This is a genomic window from Mycobacterium sp. Panama NTM2 (assembly GCF_054355555.1).
In genome coordinates this window covers 529,113-543,595 of sequence record NZ_CM135953.1, presented here as the reverse complement: position 1 = coordinate 543,595, position 14,483 = coordinate 529,113, and the positions used below count along the sequence as shown (strand labels likewise).

Annotated in this window: 14 protein-coding genes and 1 riboswitch; of the genes, 9 read left to right on the top strand and 5 right to left on the bottom strand. The window is 68.1% G+C overall.

What is annotated here, in order from left to right:
• Positions 1-5: 5 nt before the first annotated feature.
• Together ACXYX3_RS02615 and ACXYX3_RS02610 are read right to left on the bottom strand one after the other, a co-directional pair.
• The gene (locus ACXYX3_RS02615) at positions 6-464 is read right to left on the bottom strand and encodes a LytR C-terminal domain-containing protein (protein ID WP_241206601.1); all 459 of its coding nucleotides are present in this window, start codon (positions 462-464) and stop codon (positions 6-8) included.
• A gap of 31 nt (positions 465-495) precedes the next feature.
• The gene (locus tag ACXYX3_RS02610) at positions 496-813 is read right to left on the bottom strand and encodes a DUF3263 domain-containing protein (RefSeq protein ID WP_241206602.1); all 318 of its coding nucleotides are present in this window, start codon (positions 811-813) and stop codon (positions 496-498) included.
• Positions 814-951: 138 nt separating this feature from the next.
• On the opposite strand from ACXYX3_RS02610, the gene ACXYX3_RS02605 reads away from it, so the two are divergent.
• Genes ACXYX3_RS02605 through ACXYX3_RS02595 form a run of 3 tightly spaced genes read left to right on the top strand, consistent with a single transcriptional unit; the run spans position 952 to position 3,263 of the window.
• Positions 952-1,545 (top strand): peptide deformylase, encoded by a 594-nt coding sequence (locus ACXYX3_RS02605; protein ID WP_241206603.1) that lies wholly within the window; start codon positions 952-954, stop codon positions 1,543-1,545.
• 3 nt (positions 1,546-1,548) lie between these two features.
• Positions 1,549-2,442 carry an N-acetylglutamate synthase, CG3035 family gene (locus tag ACXYX3_RS02600; protein ID WP_241206604.1) on the top strand — a complete coding sequence of 298 codons (894 nt, stop codon included), beginning with the start codon at positions 1,549-1,551 and terminating at the stop codon, positions 2,440-2,442.
• Positions 2,443-2,447: 5 nt separating this feature from the next.
• Entirely contained in the window at positions 2,448-3,263 is an 816-nt protein-coding gene (locus ACXYX3_RS02595; RefSeq protein ID WP_241206605.1) for an exodeoxyribonuclease III, read from the top strand.
• Positions 3,264-3,297: 34 nt separating this feature from the next.
• Here the strand turns inward: ACXYX3_RS02595 and ACXYX3_RS02590 are convergent, their stop codons facing one another.
• The gene (locus ACXYX3_RS02590; RefSeq protein ID WP_458610037.1) at positions 3,298-4,515 is read right to left on the bottom strand and encodes an IS110 family RNA-guided transposase; all 1,218 of its coding nucleotides are present in this window, start codon (positions 4,513-4,515) and stop codon (positions 3,298-3,300) included.
• 293 nt (positions 4,516-4,808) lie between these two features.
• On the opposite strand from ACXYX3_RS02590, the gene ACXYX3_RS02585 reads away from it, so the two are divergent.
• Entirely contained in the window at positions 4,809-6,365 is a 1,557-nt protein-coding gene (locus ACXYX3_RS02585) for an HNH endonuclease signature motif containing protein (protein WP_458610036.1), read from the top strand.
• A gap of 19 nt (positions 6,366-6,384) precedes the next feature.
• Here the strand turns inward: ACXYX3_RS02585 and ACXYX3_RS02580 are convergent, their stop codons facing one another.
• The gene (locus ACXYX3_RS02580; RefSeq protein ID WP_458610035.1) at positions 6,385-7,323 is read right to left on the bottom strand and encodes a lysophospholipid acyltransferase family protein; all 939 of its coding nucleotides are present in this window, start codon (positions 7,321-7,323) and stop codon (positions 6,385-6,387) included.
• A 44-nt stretch (positions 7,324-7,367) separates the two neighbouring features.
• Complete coding sequence (locus ACXYX3_RS02575; protein ID WP_458610034.1) at positions 7,368-9,080, bottom strand: MFS transporter; 1,713 nt, start codon at positions 9,078-9,080, stop codon at positions 7,368-7,370.
• Between the two features lie 141 nt (positions 9,081-9,221).
• A riboswitch (TPP riboswitch) is annotated at positions 9,222-9,333 on the top strand.
• On the opposite strand from ACXYX3_RS02575, the gene thiC reads away from it, so the two are divergent.
• The 5 genes from thiC (at position 9,324) to ACXYX3_RS02550 (ending at position 14,478) form a co-directional block, all read left to right on the top strand.
• On the top strand, positions 9,324-10,877 hold the full coding sequence (thiC, locus tag ACXYX3_RS02570; RefSeq protein ID WP_458610033.1) for a phosphomethylpyrimidine synthase ThiC: 1,554 nt from the start codon (positions 9,324-9,326) through the stop codon (positions 10,875-10,877). Its footprint overlaps the riboswitch before it by 10 nt.
• Positions 10,874-11,713 carry a bifunctional hydroxymethylpyrimidine kinase/phosphomethylpyrimidine kinase gene (thiD, locus tag ACXYX3_RS02565; protein ID WP_458610032.1) on the top strand — a complete coding sequence of 280 codons (840 nt, stop codon included), beginning with the start codon at positions 10,874-10,876 and terminating at the stop codon, positions 11,711-11,713. The genes thiC and thiD overlap by 4 nt, the downstream gene beginning before the upstream one ends.
• Positions 11,706-12,323, top strand: a complete 618-nt coding sequence (locus ACXYX3_RS02560; protein ID WP_458610031.1) for an alpha/beta hydrolase family protein — start codon at positions 11,706-11,708, stop codon at positions 12,321-12,323. Before thiD ends, ACXYX3_RS02560 begins: the two co-directional genes overlap by 8 nt.
• A gap of 15 nt (positions 12,324-12,338) precedes the next feature.
• Complete coding sequence (locus tag ACXYX3_RS02555; protein ID WP_241205637.1) at positions 12,339-12,950, top strand: septum formation family protein; 612 nt, start codon at positions 12,339-12,341, stop codon at positions 12,948-12,950.
• Between the two features lie 37 nt (positions 12,951-12,987).
• Positions 12,988-14,478, top strand: coding sequence for a flavin-containing monooxygenase (locus ACXYX3_RS02550; RefSeq protein ID WP_241205636.1), 1,491 nt, complete (start codon positions 12,988-12,990; stop codon positions 14,476-14,478).
• The last annotated feature ends 5 nt before the right edge of the window (positions 14,479-14,483 follow it).

Sequence of the window (14,483 nt, the reverse complement as noted above, 5' to 3'; positions counted from 1 at the left end):
AGAGCCTAACCGGTGACCGCGACGATGACGCCCGGCGGCTGCTCGGTCAGCTCGGGCAGCCGCGGCGCCACCGGTGCTTCGAGCAATCGGCCCACCTCTTCGGCGGCCCGCTGTTCACCCGGTGCGTCACTGAAGAACACCGTGGTGACCGTCGTGTCCGGCAGGGTCAGGTTGCCCGTCTCGGTGACGTTCCAGCCGGCCTCGCGCAGCCGGTCGGCGGTGCTCTGCGCGGCCCCTTCGGTGGTCGAGATGTTGAAGACCCGCACGTCGGCCTTCGCCGGCGGCGCGGTGGTCGACGGTGTGGTGGGGGTGCTGGTGATCGACGTCGCGATCGAGTCGCTGCCCGAGTCGTCGTCGCTGCTGCCCATCGACTGGAAGCCGACGAGCAGGAACACCACGCCGAGGAACAGCAGGACCATCACCATGGCCCGCAGGGGCAGTCCTGAGGATTCTCGCTGGTTCATCGGCGCCTACTGTATCGGCTCGCCGGCGGCGTCAGGTCACGTCGAAGCCGAGGCGCCGCGCCGCGCGCGCCTTCTGCCGGCTCGCACGCAGCCTGCGCAGTCGCTTGACCAGCATCGGATCGGCCGCCAGCGCTTCGGGCCGGTCCACCAGCGCGTTGAGCACCTGGTAGTAGCGGGTCGCCGACATCGAGAAGAGCTCTTTGATGGCGTCTTCTTTGGATCCGGCGTATTTCCACCACTGCCGCTCGAACGCCAGGATGTCGTGTTCCCGACGGGTCAGACCGTCGGCGGGTTCAGCGCCGTCTGCGGAGTCCCCTGACTGATCAGTCCGCACGATCGCGCCGTCCATATCGCCTCTTGGACCCTTCCAACGGTCGAAATGACATCAGTGTGGTTTGCAGGTCGTATTCAATCACGGCTCGGTCACGGACATCGTCACCAATGACCGCGAGTCGGCTCCTGCGCGCGTCACCCTAAGCTTTCGGCCATGGCTGTTCGACCGATCTGCATCGTGGGGGACCCGGTCCTCCACACCGCCACCGAGCCGATCCCCGTCGGCGCCGACGGGTCTCTGCCCGCCGACCTCGCCGATCTCATCACCGATCTCTACGACACGATGGACGCCGCCAACGGAGTGGGATTGGCCGCCAACCAGATCGGTGTCGCCAAGCGCGTGTTCGTCTACGACTGCGCCGACGCGCGCGGCAAGACGCTGCGACGGCGCGGCGTGGTGGTCAACCCGGTGCTCGAGACCTCCGAGGTGCCCGAGACGATGCCCGACCCCGAGGACGACGACGAAGGTTGCCTGTCGGTACCCGGCGAGTCCTTCCCCACCGGGCGCGCGTCGTGGGCGCGGGTGACGGGCCTGGACGCCGACGGCACGCCCATCACCTTGGAGGGCGAGGATCTGTTCGCCCGCATGCTTCAGCACGAGACCGGGCACCTGGACGGCTTCCTCTATCTGGACCGCCTCGTCGGCCGCAACGCCCGCAGTGCGAAGCGGGCGGTGAAATCGCACGGCTGGGGTGTCCCCGGCCTGACGTGGCTGCCCGGCAAGGACCCCGACCCGTTCGGTCACTGAGCTGTGCCGCAGCTGCCACCGCCCGGCACCCGGGTGAGTCTGCGCTATCGCCTCCCCTCCGACGAGGCGCGACCTTTCACCGATGTGATCGGCCACGTCGAAGAGATCGAGCCCGCGGTCGTCGTGCGCACCCGCCACGGTGAGCTGGTCGCGATCTCCCGAGACGACGTCGTCGCGGTCCGGGTCGTGCCTGAGCAGCCGGTGCGCGTCGGCGCGATCCGTAACCTGGAGCACGCGGCGGCCCTCGCCTGGCCGGGTACCGAGCAGCAATGGCTCGACGGCTGGTTCCTGAGGTTCGGTGGCGGCGCCACGCGGCGCGCGAATTCTGCTGTGCCGCTGCACTTCACGTCTCATGCCGAGATCACCGCGGTCGCCGGGGCGTACGCCGCGCGCACGTTGCCCGCGCTGATCTCCGCGCCCGATCGGTTGTTCCGCATCCCCGACGGGGTGCCCACCGATGCCGAGAACCTGGTCATGACAGCGGATGTCGAGCCAGGATCCGCCGGTGAGGTCACGATGGCCGCGACTCCCGACGAACGCTGGCTCGCGCTCTACGAGCGCGACGTGCCGCCGGCCGTACTGACGGCCGTGATCGACGGCGAGGTCGGGTTCGGCACGCTGGCCGACGCCGCGGTCGGGCGAGTCGCGATCACCGAGGCGCCCGACGGCACCCGGTGGGCCGGGGTGTCGGCGGTCCACGTCGTCGAGTCGGCCCGCCGTCAGGGCCTGGCTCGCCGGTTGTGCGACGGCCTGCTCGGGTGGGCCGGTGCGCACGGCGCGACACGCGCCTATGTGCAGGTGGTCACCGACAACGACGGCGCTCGGCGGCTGTACGAGAAGATGGGCTTCACGCTGCATCACCGGTCCCGCTATGTGCGTGCCGAGGATCTACTGTGAACGGCATGCGGTTGGCGACCTGGAACGTCAATTCGATTCGCGCCCGGGTTGATCGGGTCACCGATTGGCTGGAACGCGCCGATGTCGACGTGCTCGCGATGCAGGAGACGAAGTGCTCCGACGAGCAGTTCCCGACGATGCCGTTCGCCGCGCTCGGCTACGAGGTGGTGCACTGCGGGTTCAACCAATGGAACGGGGTGGCCATCGCCTCACGGGTCGGCATCGACGATGTCGCGGTGGGCTTCGACGATCAGCCGACGTGGGGCGCCACCCCCGGCGTCGAGGCCGCCGCCGAGGCGCGTGCGCTGGGCGCGACGTGCGGCGGGGTGCGGGTGTGGAGCCTTTACGTGCCCAACGGCCGCACCGTCGACGACCCGCACTACCATTACAAGCTGAAATGGCTTGCCGCTCTGCGGCAGTCAGCGTCATCGTGGTTGGCAGCCGATGCCTCGGCGCAGATCGCACTGGTCGGGGACTGGAACATCGCGCCCACCGACGACGACGTGTGGAGCGTCGAGGCGTACGCGGGCAGCACGCATGTCACCGAACCGGAACGCGCCGCGTTCGACGCGATCGTCGACGCCGGATTCGCCGACGTGGTGCGGCCGTTCACGCCGGGGCCCGGGGTCTTCACCTACTGGGACTACACGCAGTTGCGCTTCCCGAAGAACCGCGGCATGCGCATCGACTTCATCCTCGGCTCGCCGGCGCTGGCCACCCGCGTCGAGCACGCCGAGATCGCGCGCGACGAACGCAAGACCGGCAAGGAACGAGTGGGATCGCCCAGCGATCACGCCCCGGTCGTGGTGACGCTGGCTTAGCACCAGAACGTGATGCTCCTATCTCTGTTAAGCGTCAAGCGACATCGATGAGCTGGGTGTTTAGCCAGCGGCGGTAGTTGGTGGCGAGGGTGTCGTCGCGTTTGAGGCCACGTTCGAGTCGGGAGATCTGGGTGGGCCAGACCCCGAAATGGTTGGCGACGGTGGTGAGGGTGATCTTGCGGGCTTGTCGGGTGGGGCGTAGATCGCTGTAGTCGTCGATCGGGCTGGGTGCGGTGAGGTGTCGAAACATTTCGCGGGCGATGGCTCGTTTGAGCAGCCGCCGGACGTCCTTTTTGGAACGTCCGACAGCCAGTTGTCGGGCGACGTAATCGCGGGTGCGCGGCTCATGGGACCAACGCACTAGAGCGATGCGGTGCAAAGCGTTGTTGGCGGCGCGGTCTCCACCGCGGGAGAGCCGATGCCGGGTGGTCTTTCCCGAGGAGGCGGGTATCGGCGCGGCGCCGGCGAGCATCGCGAACGCTGCCTCGCTGCGGAGGCGGTGGCTGTTGGTGCCGGCGGTGATAAGCAGTTGGGCGGCAGTATCGGGCCCGACGCCGTAGGCCGCCCGCAGGGCGGGGTTGAGCGCTGTGGTCAGGGAATCGAGCTCGGCGGCCAGGTCGCGGTCTTGGCGCTCGAGGAACTCGATGCGCTGTGCCAGTGCTTTGCAGGCGATCAGCACCGATACGGCGGTAGGGTCCTCGTGCGCGGTGGGGCGACACCGCGCCAGCGCGTCGATCAGGCGCAGCGTCGTGGGGTAGCGGCGATAACGCTCGCGGAGCTCGGCCGGAGCGGTGACCAGGAGGTCTTTGATCTGATTGATCGCTGCAGTGCGGGCTTTGATCGCGCCGCGGCGGGCGACCAATAGAGCTTTGAGCGCCCCGGTGTGGGGGTCTTTGGGCACGGCTAGGCTGTGGCCGGCCAACACCGCGCGGGCAGCGCTGTAGGCATCGAGTGGATCAGATTTCCCTTGCTTACGCCGTGCGGCGCGGTCGGGACGATTGACCTCGACGGTGTGAATATCGTTGGCCTGCAATGCCTGTGTGATGCCCGCGCCATAGGAGCTGGTTCCCTCAACGCCGACGGAGACGACCTCGCCGAAGCTACGCGCCCAGCAGATCGCCGCCCAATACCCGGTCGGGCTGGTGGCAAATTCGGCATCACCGAGCAGTTGACTGGTATCGGTGATCGCGGCCAGGTGAATGGTGTCGAGGTGGGTGTCGATGCCGATGACGACGCGACGTCGGGGTGTCACGATGGTGGTGTCCTCTCCGTGCAATGAACCGTGCGATGAGTGACAACCCGGTAGGGCGGGCAGACAAGACATTGATGAGGCAGCGGACAGGCTCCTGATTAAGTCATGTCCGCCCTACCAGGGCTGTTGCGGTGCTTGCCCGCACGTCGCCGGTGAGACAAATCAATTGGAAGACAACCCAACAGGGCGTCAGTCAGCGGACGAGTCATCACCGGCGGCGAACGAGCAAGACCATCCTCACCCGAAACTGATTAACAGCATCAATGTCGGTGGGCCCGAGTAGACTCGAACACGTGTTCGACGATTGGTCCGATGGCGATCTGGTTGCCGTGGTCGATGATGCGCATCGGCAGGAGGCGGTGCTGATGGCCCGCAAGCTGGCCGCGATCGCTGAGCTGCTGGGCCGCCGCACCGAAGAGGAGCTGGCCGTCGAGGAGGACGCCGCCTCGGTGATGAGCGGGTTCCACCGCACCGCCGCTGAGGTGTCGGCCGCGCTGAACATGACCGCCGCGGGGGCCCGGGTCCTGGTCGGCCACGCCGAGACCCTCGCCGTGCGGCTCCCCGCTGTCGCCGCCGCGCTGGCCGCCGGTCACATCGACTGGCGCGCCACCGAATTGATCTGCACGCGCACCGCCCTGGTCACCGACGACGTGATCGGCGCGGTGGATGCTGCGCTGGCCGAGCAGATCGGCAGCTGGCGGTGCTGGTCGCGGGAGAAGCTGATCACCACGATCGACGCGGTGGTGACCTCGATGGACGCCGCTGCCGCCAAGGAACGCCGTACCGCGGCCTATGACCAGCGCCGGGTCGACGTGCGCCCTGACCTGGACGGGATGGCCCGGGTGCGGGCGAGTCTGTCGCGCGCCGACGGCGCGGTGCTGGATCGACGCCTGGCGGCGATGGCCGATTCGGTGTGCCCGCGCGATCCGCGCACGCTGATGCAGCGTCGCGCGGACGCCCTGACCGCGCTCGGGCACGGTCGCCTCGAGTTGGCATGTGCCTGCGGGACACCCGACTGCCCGGCCCGTGACCGGGCGCCCGCCCCGGTCGTGCCAGTGGTGGTCAATATTGTGGCAGCCGCCGACACCGTCACCGGACGCAGTGATCAGCCCGGCTACCTCGCCGGGCACGGCATCATCGACGCCGAACTGGTGCGCGAACTGGCCCGCGACGCCACCCGCCGCCTGGTCGGCCTACCGCAGGTCAGCGCCGAGCAGGCGCTTCGGTACCGACCCGGCGCTGCGCTGGCCCGCTACATCCGCACCCGCGATCTGACCTGCCGGTTTCCCGGCTGCACCGTTCCCGCCGCGCGCTGCGACATCGACCACACCGAACCCTTCGACCACGCCGACCCCGCGGCCGGGGGGCAGACCGTGGCCGAGAACTTGGCCTGTTACTGCCGAGAACACCACCGCCGCAAGACCTTCGACGAGGGTTGGCGCGATCGGCAGGTGGCCGGCGGAGTCATCGTGTGGACCTCACCGAGCGGCCACACCTACACCACCTTCCCCGGCGGGGCCGCTCTGTTCCCCGATCTCACCGGTCGCCACCGCACCCCCGACCCGCACGCCCTCGTGGTGGCCCGCGAGCAGATGTGCACCACCCGTCACGCCAACACGATCAATCGCCACCGCAACCGCGCCGCCCGAGAAGAGATCCGAGTCCGGTGCTGGCGCAACCAATTCCGCCGATTCCGGGAGTTCTTCCACGGCGAACCCACCAGCGTGAAACCCAGCACCAGCCCGTTCGCCCGCTTCGTCAACGACCCCATCGAACGCGAAGAACTGGAACCGAATTGGCAGCCACCGCCACTACCCGCCACCGACCCCGAGCAACCACCGCCGTTCTAGGCGCACTCCTCGCGGCGGGTCAGCCGAACAGCGGGAAAGCACGCTTGCGCGCCAACGCGTCCATTCCGCTTTGGATGCTGTCCTGCACCTCGCGGTACTTCTTCTCGATGTAGGCCTCGTCGTCGGCGCGTGCGGGGTCGTGGTCCAGCTCGATCGCGGGCATCAGCCGGGTGCGGATCTTCGCCGGGAGCGGGAATTGCGGTAGCGCCGCGGGTGCGATGCCCCAGGGCAAGGACACCGCGAGCGGAAAGACCTTGAGCCGCAGCAGTTTGTCCAGCCGCAGGGCACGCGACAGCCCGTCCCCGCGGATCAGCACCGGCATCGCGTCCGCACCACCGACAGTGGCTATCGGCACGATCGGTACTCCCGCCTTGATGGCCATCTTCACAAACCCCGTGCGCCCGGCCAGATTGGCCTCATCGCGCTCCTTCCACGGCCGCAGCGAATCCACCTCACCGCCGGGCCACAACGCGACGTCACGGCCCTCCGCCAGAGCCGTCGCGATGGAGTCCGGGGCGGCGGGCAGCACGCCCATCGCGCGGAAGTACCTGCCGATCACCGGTATGGCCATCAGGGCGTCGTGCGCGGTGCCGTGCAATGGACGAGCCTGGCCGAAACGTCGCCACCACTGAACGCCCACGGTCCAGGCATCCCAGACGAACGGAGCGCCGGAGTGGATGCCGACGAGGAGCACCGGCGCCTCGGGAAGGTTCTCCCACCCGTCGAACTCCATCCGGAACCAGTGATCCACCAACGTGTTCCAGACGTACTTCTGGCGCTGCATCGTGGTCTCGTCCTGGCCGCTGAGATCCCAGTCTCCAGCGCGCTGGGCCACCCAGCCGGACAACCCGCCATCGTGTTCGGCCCGTTTGGCTGCCATCGCCTCACGAGCGCCGTCGGCGTGCTCGTGTGCTCGCCGACGTATGTCGTCGGGACGAGAATCGGACGTCGCGGCCATCTCGCGGGGGTACCCGCAGAGTGTGCCGCGTCACACGCCGATTTCTAGGCGCGATCCTCGGCGTAACGGCCGGGATTGAACATCGAGGCGACGGCGCCGATCAACATCATCGCCGCGGCCGCGAGGAACACCACCGTCAAACCGGAGTGGAAGGGCTCGGTGATGAGCTCTGGGAAGAACGTCTTACCCGTCAACACGTCGGCGTTGACGCCCGGCTGCTGCAGCGCGTGCGATGGCTCGAGGAGTTCGGCGATGGGGTTGTAGCCGAGGAACGCGGCGAACAGACTGCCCACCGGCGGCAGGTTGGCCACGTCGTGGGCCACCGATGACGAGACGCCCTGCGCCTGCAGGCCATTGCTCAACGCCGACGGCAGGGTGTTGGCGAGCCCGACGATCATCAGCGAGAAGAACACCCCGATTGACAGTGACGAGCCGGCGTTGAAGAACGTCGCGCGGACACCGGATGCGGCGCCTCGTTCGGACGACGGAACGCTCGACATGATCGCCGCGGTGTTGGGCGCGGTGAAGATGCCGCCGCCCAGCCCGTTGAGGAACACCAGCGCGGCGAACAGCCAGTAGTCGAAGTTCACCGGGATCATCACCAGCGCCACGAACGTCGCCGCCATCAGCAGCATGCCGCCCACGGTGAACGGCCGGGCACCGAATCGGTCGGACAGCGATCCGGCCAGCGGGCCCGCGACCAGGAACCCGACCGTCATCGGCAGCATGTAGATGCCCGCCCACAACGGTGTGGATTCGAAGCTGTAGCCGTGCAGCGGCAGCCAGATCCCCTGCAGCCAGATGATCAACATGAACTGCAGCCCGCCGCGGCCGACCGAGGACATCAACCCCGCGAGGTTGCCCATGCCGAACGACGCGGAGCGGAACAGCCGGATGTTGACCATCGGCTGCTTGACGCGCAACTCCACGATGCAGAACACGACGAGCAGCGCGACCCCGAGCCCGATGGCGCTGAGAACGGCCGGGTTGGTCCAGCCGGTCGTCGAATTCCCGTAGGGCTGAATGCCGTACGTGATGCCGATCAGCAGCACCGTCAGCCCGATCCCGAACGTCAGCGTGCCGGCCCAGTCGAGCCTGCCCGGCGTGCGAACCCCGAGTTCTTTGAGCGAGCGCACGCTCCAGATCGTGCCGAGGATGCCGATCGGCACGCCGACCCAGAAGATCGCCTTCCAGTGCCATTCGGACAGGAACCCGCCGATGAGCAGGCCGAGGAACGATCCGGCGACGGCGGCCACCATGTTGACCCCGAGCGCCATGCCCCGTTGATTGGCCGGGAACGCGTCGGTGAGGATCGCCGATGACGACGACATCAGCATCGCGCCGCCGACGCCCTGCACCACGCGCCAAGCGATCAGCCAGATCGCCCCGCCGCCGAGCTGGAATGGGTCGAACGACAGCGCGATGGCGGCGACGGTGAACACCGCGAAGCCCATGTTGTACATCCGCACGCGCCCGAACATGTCGCCGAGGCGGCCGAACGGCACCACGAGCACGGCGGTCACCACGAGGTAGCCCATCAGCATCCACAGCAGATAGCTGACGTTGCCCGGGGCGAGCGGGTTGAGTCCGATGCCGCGGAAGATCGCAGGCAGCGAGATCAGCACGATCGACGCGTTGATGGTGGCCAGCAGGACGCCCAACGTGGTGTTGGACAGCACGATCCACTTGTAGAAGGGGTGCTCGTGATCCATCCGGGTGCGCCGGATCGTGGTCTCGCTCATGCCAGTCGTCGTCATGTCCAGCCGTCTTTTCGCAATCGGTTTCGTATCCCCAGCGTCGGCGCAGCACCGCGCCGAAAACACATATGTTAGCTATATAAATCATCGTGGCCAAACCGTATTCCCTGTCCGGCTGCGTCAGGGGTTGGGCTATGTTGGAAACGTCCCCACGGGAGCACGCACCGAGCGCGCTGAGAGGACGGGTAGGCCCGTCGACCGTACGAACCTGACCGGGTAATGCCGGCGTAGGGAGTAGCGAAGATGGCTCATTTGTCGACCCCCGACCACCTGACCGTCACCACCGGGCCGATCACCGGGAGCAGCAAGGTCTACCTCGAGCAGCCCGACGGGGCGCGCGTGCCGTTCCGCCGCGTGCACCTGAGCACCGGCGGCCACCTCGATCTCTACGACACCTCCGGCCCCTACACCGACGCCTCGGCAGTCGTCGATCTCGAAGCCGGGTTACCGGCGCGGGCCGGCGTGGTCACCGACCGCGGTACGCAAGTGCAGCGCGCCCGTGCCGGGGAGACCACCGCGGAGATGGCGTTCATCGCCGCGCGCGAAGGCGTGAGCCCTGAGCTGGTCCGCGCCGAGGTGGCGCGCGGCCGCGCCGTCATCCCCGCCAACCACCGCCATCCCGAGGCCGAGCCCATGATCATCGGCAAGGCGTTCGCGGTGAAAGTCAATGCCAACATCGGGAACTCGGCCGTCAGCTCGTCCATCGCCGAGGAAGTCGACAAGATGGTGTGGGCCACCCGCTGGGGCGCCGACACCATCATGGATCTGTCCACCGGCCGCGACATCCACACCACCCGCGAATGGATCCTGCGCAACTCGCCGGTGCCCGTCGGAACGGTGCCGATCTACCAGGCGCTCGAGAAGGTCGACGGTGACCCGACGCGGCTGACGTGGGAGTGCTACCGCGACACCGTGATCGAACAGTGCGAACAGGGTGTCGACTACATGACGGTGCACGCCGGGGTGCTGGCTCGCCACATCCCGCTGACCGTGGACCGCGTCACCGGGATCGTGTCGCGGGGCGGGTCCATCATGGCGGCCTGGTGCCTGGCCCATCAGCGAGAGTCGTTCCTCTACACCAACTTCGACGAGCTGTGCGAGATCCTGGCCCGCTACGACGTGACGTTCTCCCTCGGCGACGGGCTGCGGCCGGGGTCGATCGCCGATGCCAACGATGCCGCCCAGTTCGCCGAGTTGCGCACCCTCGGCGAGCTCACCCAGGTGGCCCGCGGATACGGCGTGCAGGTGATGATCGAAGGGCCCGGCCACGTGCCGATGCACAAGATCGTCGAGAACGTCCGCCTCGAGGAGGAGGTGTGCGACGAGGCGCCGTTCTACACGTTGGGGCCGCTGACCACCGACATCGCGCCCGCCTACGACCACATCACCTCTGCGATCGGCGCGGCGATCATCGCCCAGGCCGGCACCGCGATGCTGTGTTACGTGACGCCCAAGGAGCACCTCGGATTGCCGAACCGCCGGGACGTCAAGGACGGCGTGATCGCGTACAAGATCGCTGCCCACGCAGCTGACCTGGCCAAGGGGCATCCCCGCGCCCAGCAGCGCGACGATGCGCTGTCGACGGCGCGCTTCGAGTTCCGGTGGGAGGACCAGTTCAACCTGTCGCTCGATCCGGACACCGCGCGGGAGTATCACGACGAGACCCTGCCCGCGACGCCGGCGAAGACGGCACACTTCTGTTCCATGTGTGGCCCGAAGTTCTGCTCGATGCGCATCAGCCATGACGTGCGAGAGGCCCACCGCGACGCGATCGCGCTGCCGGTGGTGGGCGCGTGAACGTCCTGCCACTGACGCCACCGGGGCAGACCCCGCTGCGCGTGCTGACGATCGCCGGTTCCGACTCCGGCGGCGGCGCCGGCATCCAGGCCGACATGCGCACGCTGGCGCTGCTCGGTCTGCACAGCCTGGTCGCGGTGACGGCTGTGACGATCCAGAACTCCGTCGGCGTGCAGGGGTTCCACGAGATTCCGCTGGACATCATCGCCGGGCAGATCGACGCGGTCGCCACCGACATCGGCGTCCAGGCCGCCAAGACCGGCATGCTCGCGTCGACGGAGATCATCGACACCGTCGCCGACACCTGGGTGCGGCTCGGGCTCGACGGCACGGTGCCGCTGGTCGTGGACCCGGTCTGCGCGTCGATGCACGGGGACCCGCTGCTGCACCCCAGCGCGCTCGGCTCGTTGAAGGACCGGTTGTTCCCGCTGGCTACTCTCGTCACTCCGAATCTCGACGAGGTCCGGTTGATCACCGGCATCGACGTCGTCGACCCGGACAGCCAGCGGACCGCCGCGCGTGCGCTGCACGCCCTGGGACCACGGTGGGCGCTGGTCAAGGGCGGGCACCTGCGCGGCTCGTCGCACAGCCCGGACCTGCTGTTCGACGGCAGCGACTTCCACGAGTACGACTCCACCCGCATCGACACTCCCCATGACCACGGTGCGGGCGACACCCTGGCCGCGGCGACGGCCGCGGCGCTCGCCCACGGCTACCCGATGCCCGAGGCGGTGGCATTCGCCAAGGAATGGATCACCGGGTGCCTGCGCGCGGCCTACCCGCTGGGTCACGGCCACGGCCCGGTCTCACCGCTGTTCCGGCTCACCGATGGCTGACCTCGACGACATCGCCGGGATCGCCCATCGACCACAGGGCCGGCCCGCCGGCGCCGTCGCGCTCACGCACGGCGCCGGCGGAAACCGCGATTCGCCGATGCTCGTCGCCGTGTGCGACGAGTGGGCGCGGCGCGGCTGGCTCGCCGTTCGCTACAACCTGCCCTACCGGCGCCGCCGCCCGAAAGGCCCGCCGTCCGGGGCCGCCGCCGACCTCGCCGGCATCGTCGAGGCCGTCGCCGTGGTGCGCGGGTTGGCCGACGGCCCGGTGTTCGCGGGCGGCCACTCCTACGGCGGCCGGCTGACCTCGATGGCCGTCGCCGACCACGGACTGGCGCTCGACGTGTTGACCCTGTTCTCCTATCCCTTGCATCCGCCGGGCAAGCCCGAGAAGGCCCGCACCGAACACCTGCCGCGTATCACCGTGCCGACGGTGTTCACCCACGGCACCGCCGACCCGTTCGGCACGCTCGACGAGCTGCGACCGGCGGCCGCGTTGATCGACGCACCGACGGCGATCGTGGAGGTCACCGGCGCCCGTCACGACCTGAGATCGAAGACTTTCGACGTGCCCGTTCTCGCTGTTGAAGCGGCACTGCGCCTGCTCGGCTGAGCTATCGTCGGCACGGTGAGCACTCCGCCCGGGCCGCCGCCGCCACCCCCGCCACCTCCGCCGTACGGCCCGCCACCGCAGGGCCCGGGCGAATACCAGCAGTACCCCCAATATCCGCAGTACCCGCCGCCGCCACCCATGCCCTACCAGGGCTATCCCGGCCAGTACCCGCCGCCGCAGAAGAAGAGCCGCGCGAAGTGGTGGTTGCTGGGCGGCCTCGCCGCGGTGCTGCTGCTCGTGGTCGTCGGTGGCGTGATCGTGTGGGGTGTGGCCAATTCGGGCAACGTCACGGCCACCGACGTCAAGGTCGGGGACTGCCTGTCGGAGATCCCCGCCGGGGACAAGGTGATGCGGGTGCAGACCACCGACTGCGCGCAGACCCACGCGGGCGAGGTGTTCGCGGTGCTGAACATGCCGGACGGAGATTTCCCGGGCCAGGCCGCCGTCGAGGCCTACAGCGAGAGGTGCGCTCCCGCGCTGGCCAGCTACTCCCCCGCCTCGATCACCGACAACAGTGTGCAGCTGTACGTGCTGTACCCCACGTCCGAGACGTGGGCGAGCGGCGATCGAGCGGTGACGTGCGTGGCGACGCTGAACCCGCCCCGCGCCGGTTCCATCAAGGGCTGATCCGGCGTTTGCCGGGACCTCTAGTACCGTCTAGCGCATGACTTCGGTGCAGTACGACGCGGTCATCGTAGGGGCCGGATTCGCTGGAATCGGGGCCGCCATCCAACTCAAGCGGATGGGCTACGAGAACTTCGTGATCCTCGACCGGGAAGACGACCTGGGCGGTACCTGGTACGTCAACCACTATCCCGGGCTGGCGGTCGACGTCCCGACCACCACCTACTCGTATTTCTTCGAGCCGAACCCGAACTGGTCGCGGCTGTTCTCCACGGGTGCGGAGATCAAGCAGTACGCCGACGACGTCGCCGACAAGTACGACGTGCGCCGCCACATGCGGTTCAACGTGGTGGTCGCGGGAGCCCGGTGGGACGAGGAAGCCGCGTGCTGGCAGGTGGCGCTGGCCGACGGAGAGACGATGTCGGCGCGCTACCTGTTCACCGCGACGGGGTTCCTGTCCCAGCCGCGCCTGCCCGAGATCCCCGGCATCGAGACGTTCGAGGGACGGGTGCTGCACACCACCGACTGGGACGACTCCTTCGACCCGGCCGGTCAGCGGGTCGCGGTGATCGGCACCGGTGCGACCGCGGTGCAGCTGATCCCCGAGCTGGCGAAGTCCGCCGCCGACCTGACCGTCTACCAGCGCACCCCGATCTGGGTGGCCCCCAAGCTCGACTTCCACATCTCCGAGCGCACCAAGCGGGTGTTCGCGCGAATCCCGTTGGCGCAGCGCATCGTCCGGGCGATCACCGACACCATCTACGAGATGATGATCAACGTCGGTGTGGTGCATTACAAGGTGCCGCTGTTCCGCCGGCTGAACATCTCCGCCATGGACCTGTGCAAGATCAACCAGTTCATCCAGGTGCGCGACAAGGAGTTGCGCCGCCGGCTCACCCCCGACTACGACATCGGCTGCAAGCGGCCGACGTTCTCCAACAGCTACTTCCGGACGTTCACCAAACCGCATGTGCACCTGCAGAGCGACGGAATCGACCATGTCACCGCCGACGGGATCGTCAACGCCGACGGCACCGAGACCGTCATCGACACCCTCGTGCTGGCCACCGGGTTCGACCTGTGGGAAGCCAACTTCCCCGCCATCGAAGTGATCGGCCGCGACGGCCGCAACCTCGGAAAGTGGTGGCGGGAGAACAGGTTCCAGGCCTACCAGGGCGTGTCGATGCCCTACTTCCCGAACTATCTGTCGCTGGCGAGCCCGTACGCGTTCCTCGGATTGAACTTCTTCAACACGATGGAATACCAGATGCGACTGATGGACCGGCTGTTCGGTGAGCTGAAGCGCCGCGGCGCCACGACGTTCGAGGTCACCGAGACCGCGAACGCCGAGTACCTGGACCGGATGACCGAGCTGCTGGGCGATTCGCTCTGGAAGCTGGGCAACTGCGCGAGCTCGCGCTCGTACTACTTCAACCCGCACGGCGAACCGAGCCTGCTGCGGCCGATGTCGACGCGCACCGCGATCCGGGAAGCGTCGGAATTCCCCTTGAGCGACTACCAGATCAGTTAGGACTG

What these genes read in the sequence shown, in the direction of transcription:
- ACXYX3_RS02575 (WP_458610034.1), bottom strand. Translation starts at nt 9,080, where the DNA reads ATGACGACGACTGGCATGAGCGAGACCACGATCCGGCGCACCCGGATG.
- ACXYX3_RS02550 (WP_241205636.1), top strand. Translation starts at nt 12,988, where the DNA reads ATGACTTCGGTGCAGTACGACGCGGTCATCGTAGGGGCCGGATTCGCT.
- ACXYX3_RS02605 (WP_241206603.1), top strand. Translation starts at nt 952, where the DNA reads ATGGCTGTTCGACCGATCTGCATCGTGGGGGACCCGGTCCTCCACACC.
- ACXYX3_RS02580 (WP_458610035.1), bottom strand. Translation starts at nt 7,323, where the DNA reads ATGGCCGCGACGTCCGATTCTCGTCCCGACGACATACGTCGGCGAGCA.
- thiC (WP_458610033.1), top strand. Translation starts at nt 9,324, where the DNA reads ATGGCTCATTTGTCGACCCCCGACCACCTGACCGTCACCACCGGGCCG.
- ACXYX3_RS02560 (WP_458610031.1), top strand. Translation starts at nt 11,706, where the DNA reads ATGGCTGACCTCGACGACATCGCCGGGATCGCCCATCGACCACAGGGC.
- ACXYX3_RS02610 (WP_241206602.1), bottom strand. Translation starts at nt 813, where the DNA reads ATGGACGGCGCGATCGTGCGGACTGATCAGTCAGGGGACTCCGCAGAC.
- ACXYX3_RS02615 (WP_241206601.1), bottom strand. Translation starts at nt 464, where the DNA reads ATGAACCAGCGAGAATCCTCAGGACTGCCCCTGCGGGCCATGGTGATG.
- ACXYX3_RS02595 (WP_241206605.1), top strand. Translation starts at nt 2,448, where the DNA reads ATGCGGTTGGCGACCTGGAACGTCAATTCGATTCGCGCCCGGGTTGAT.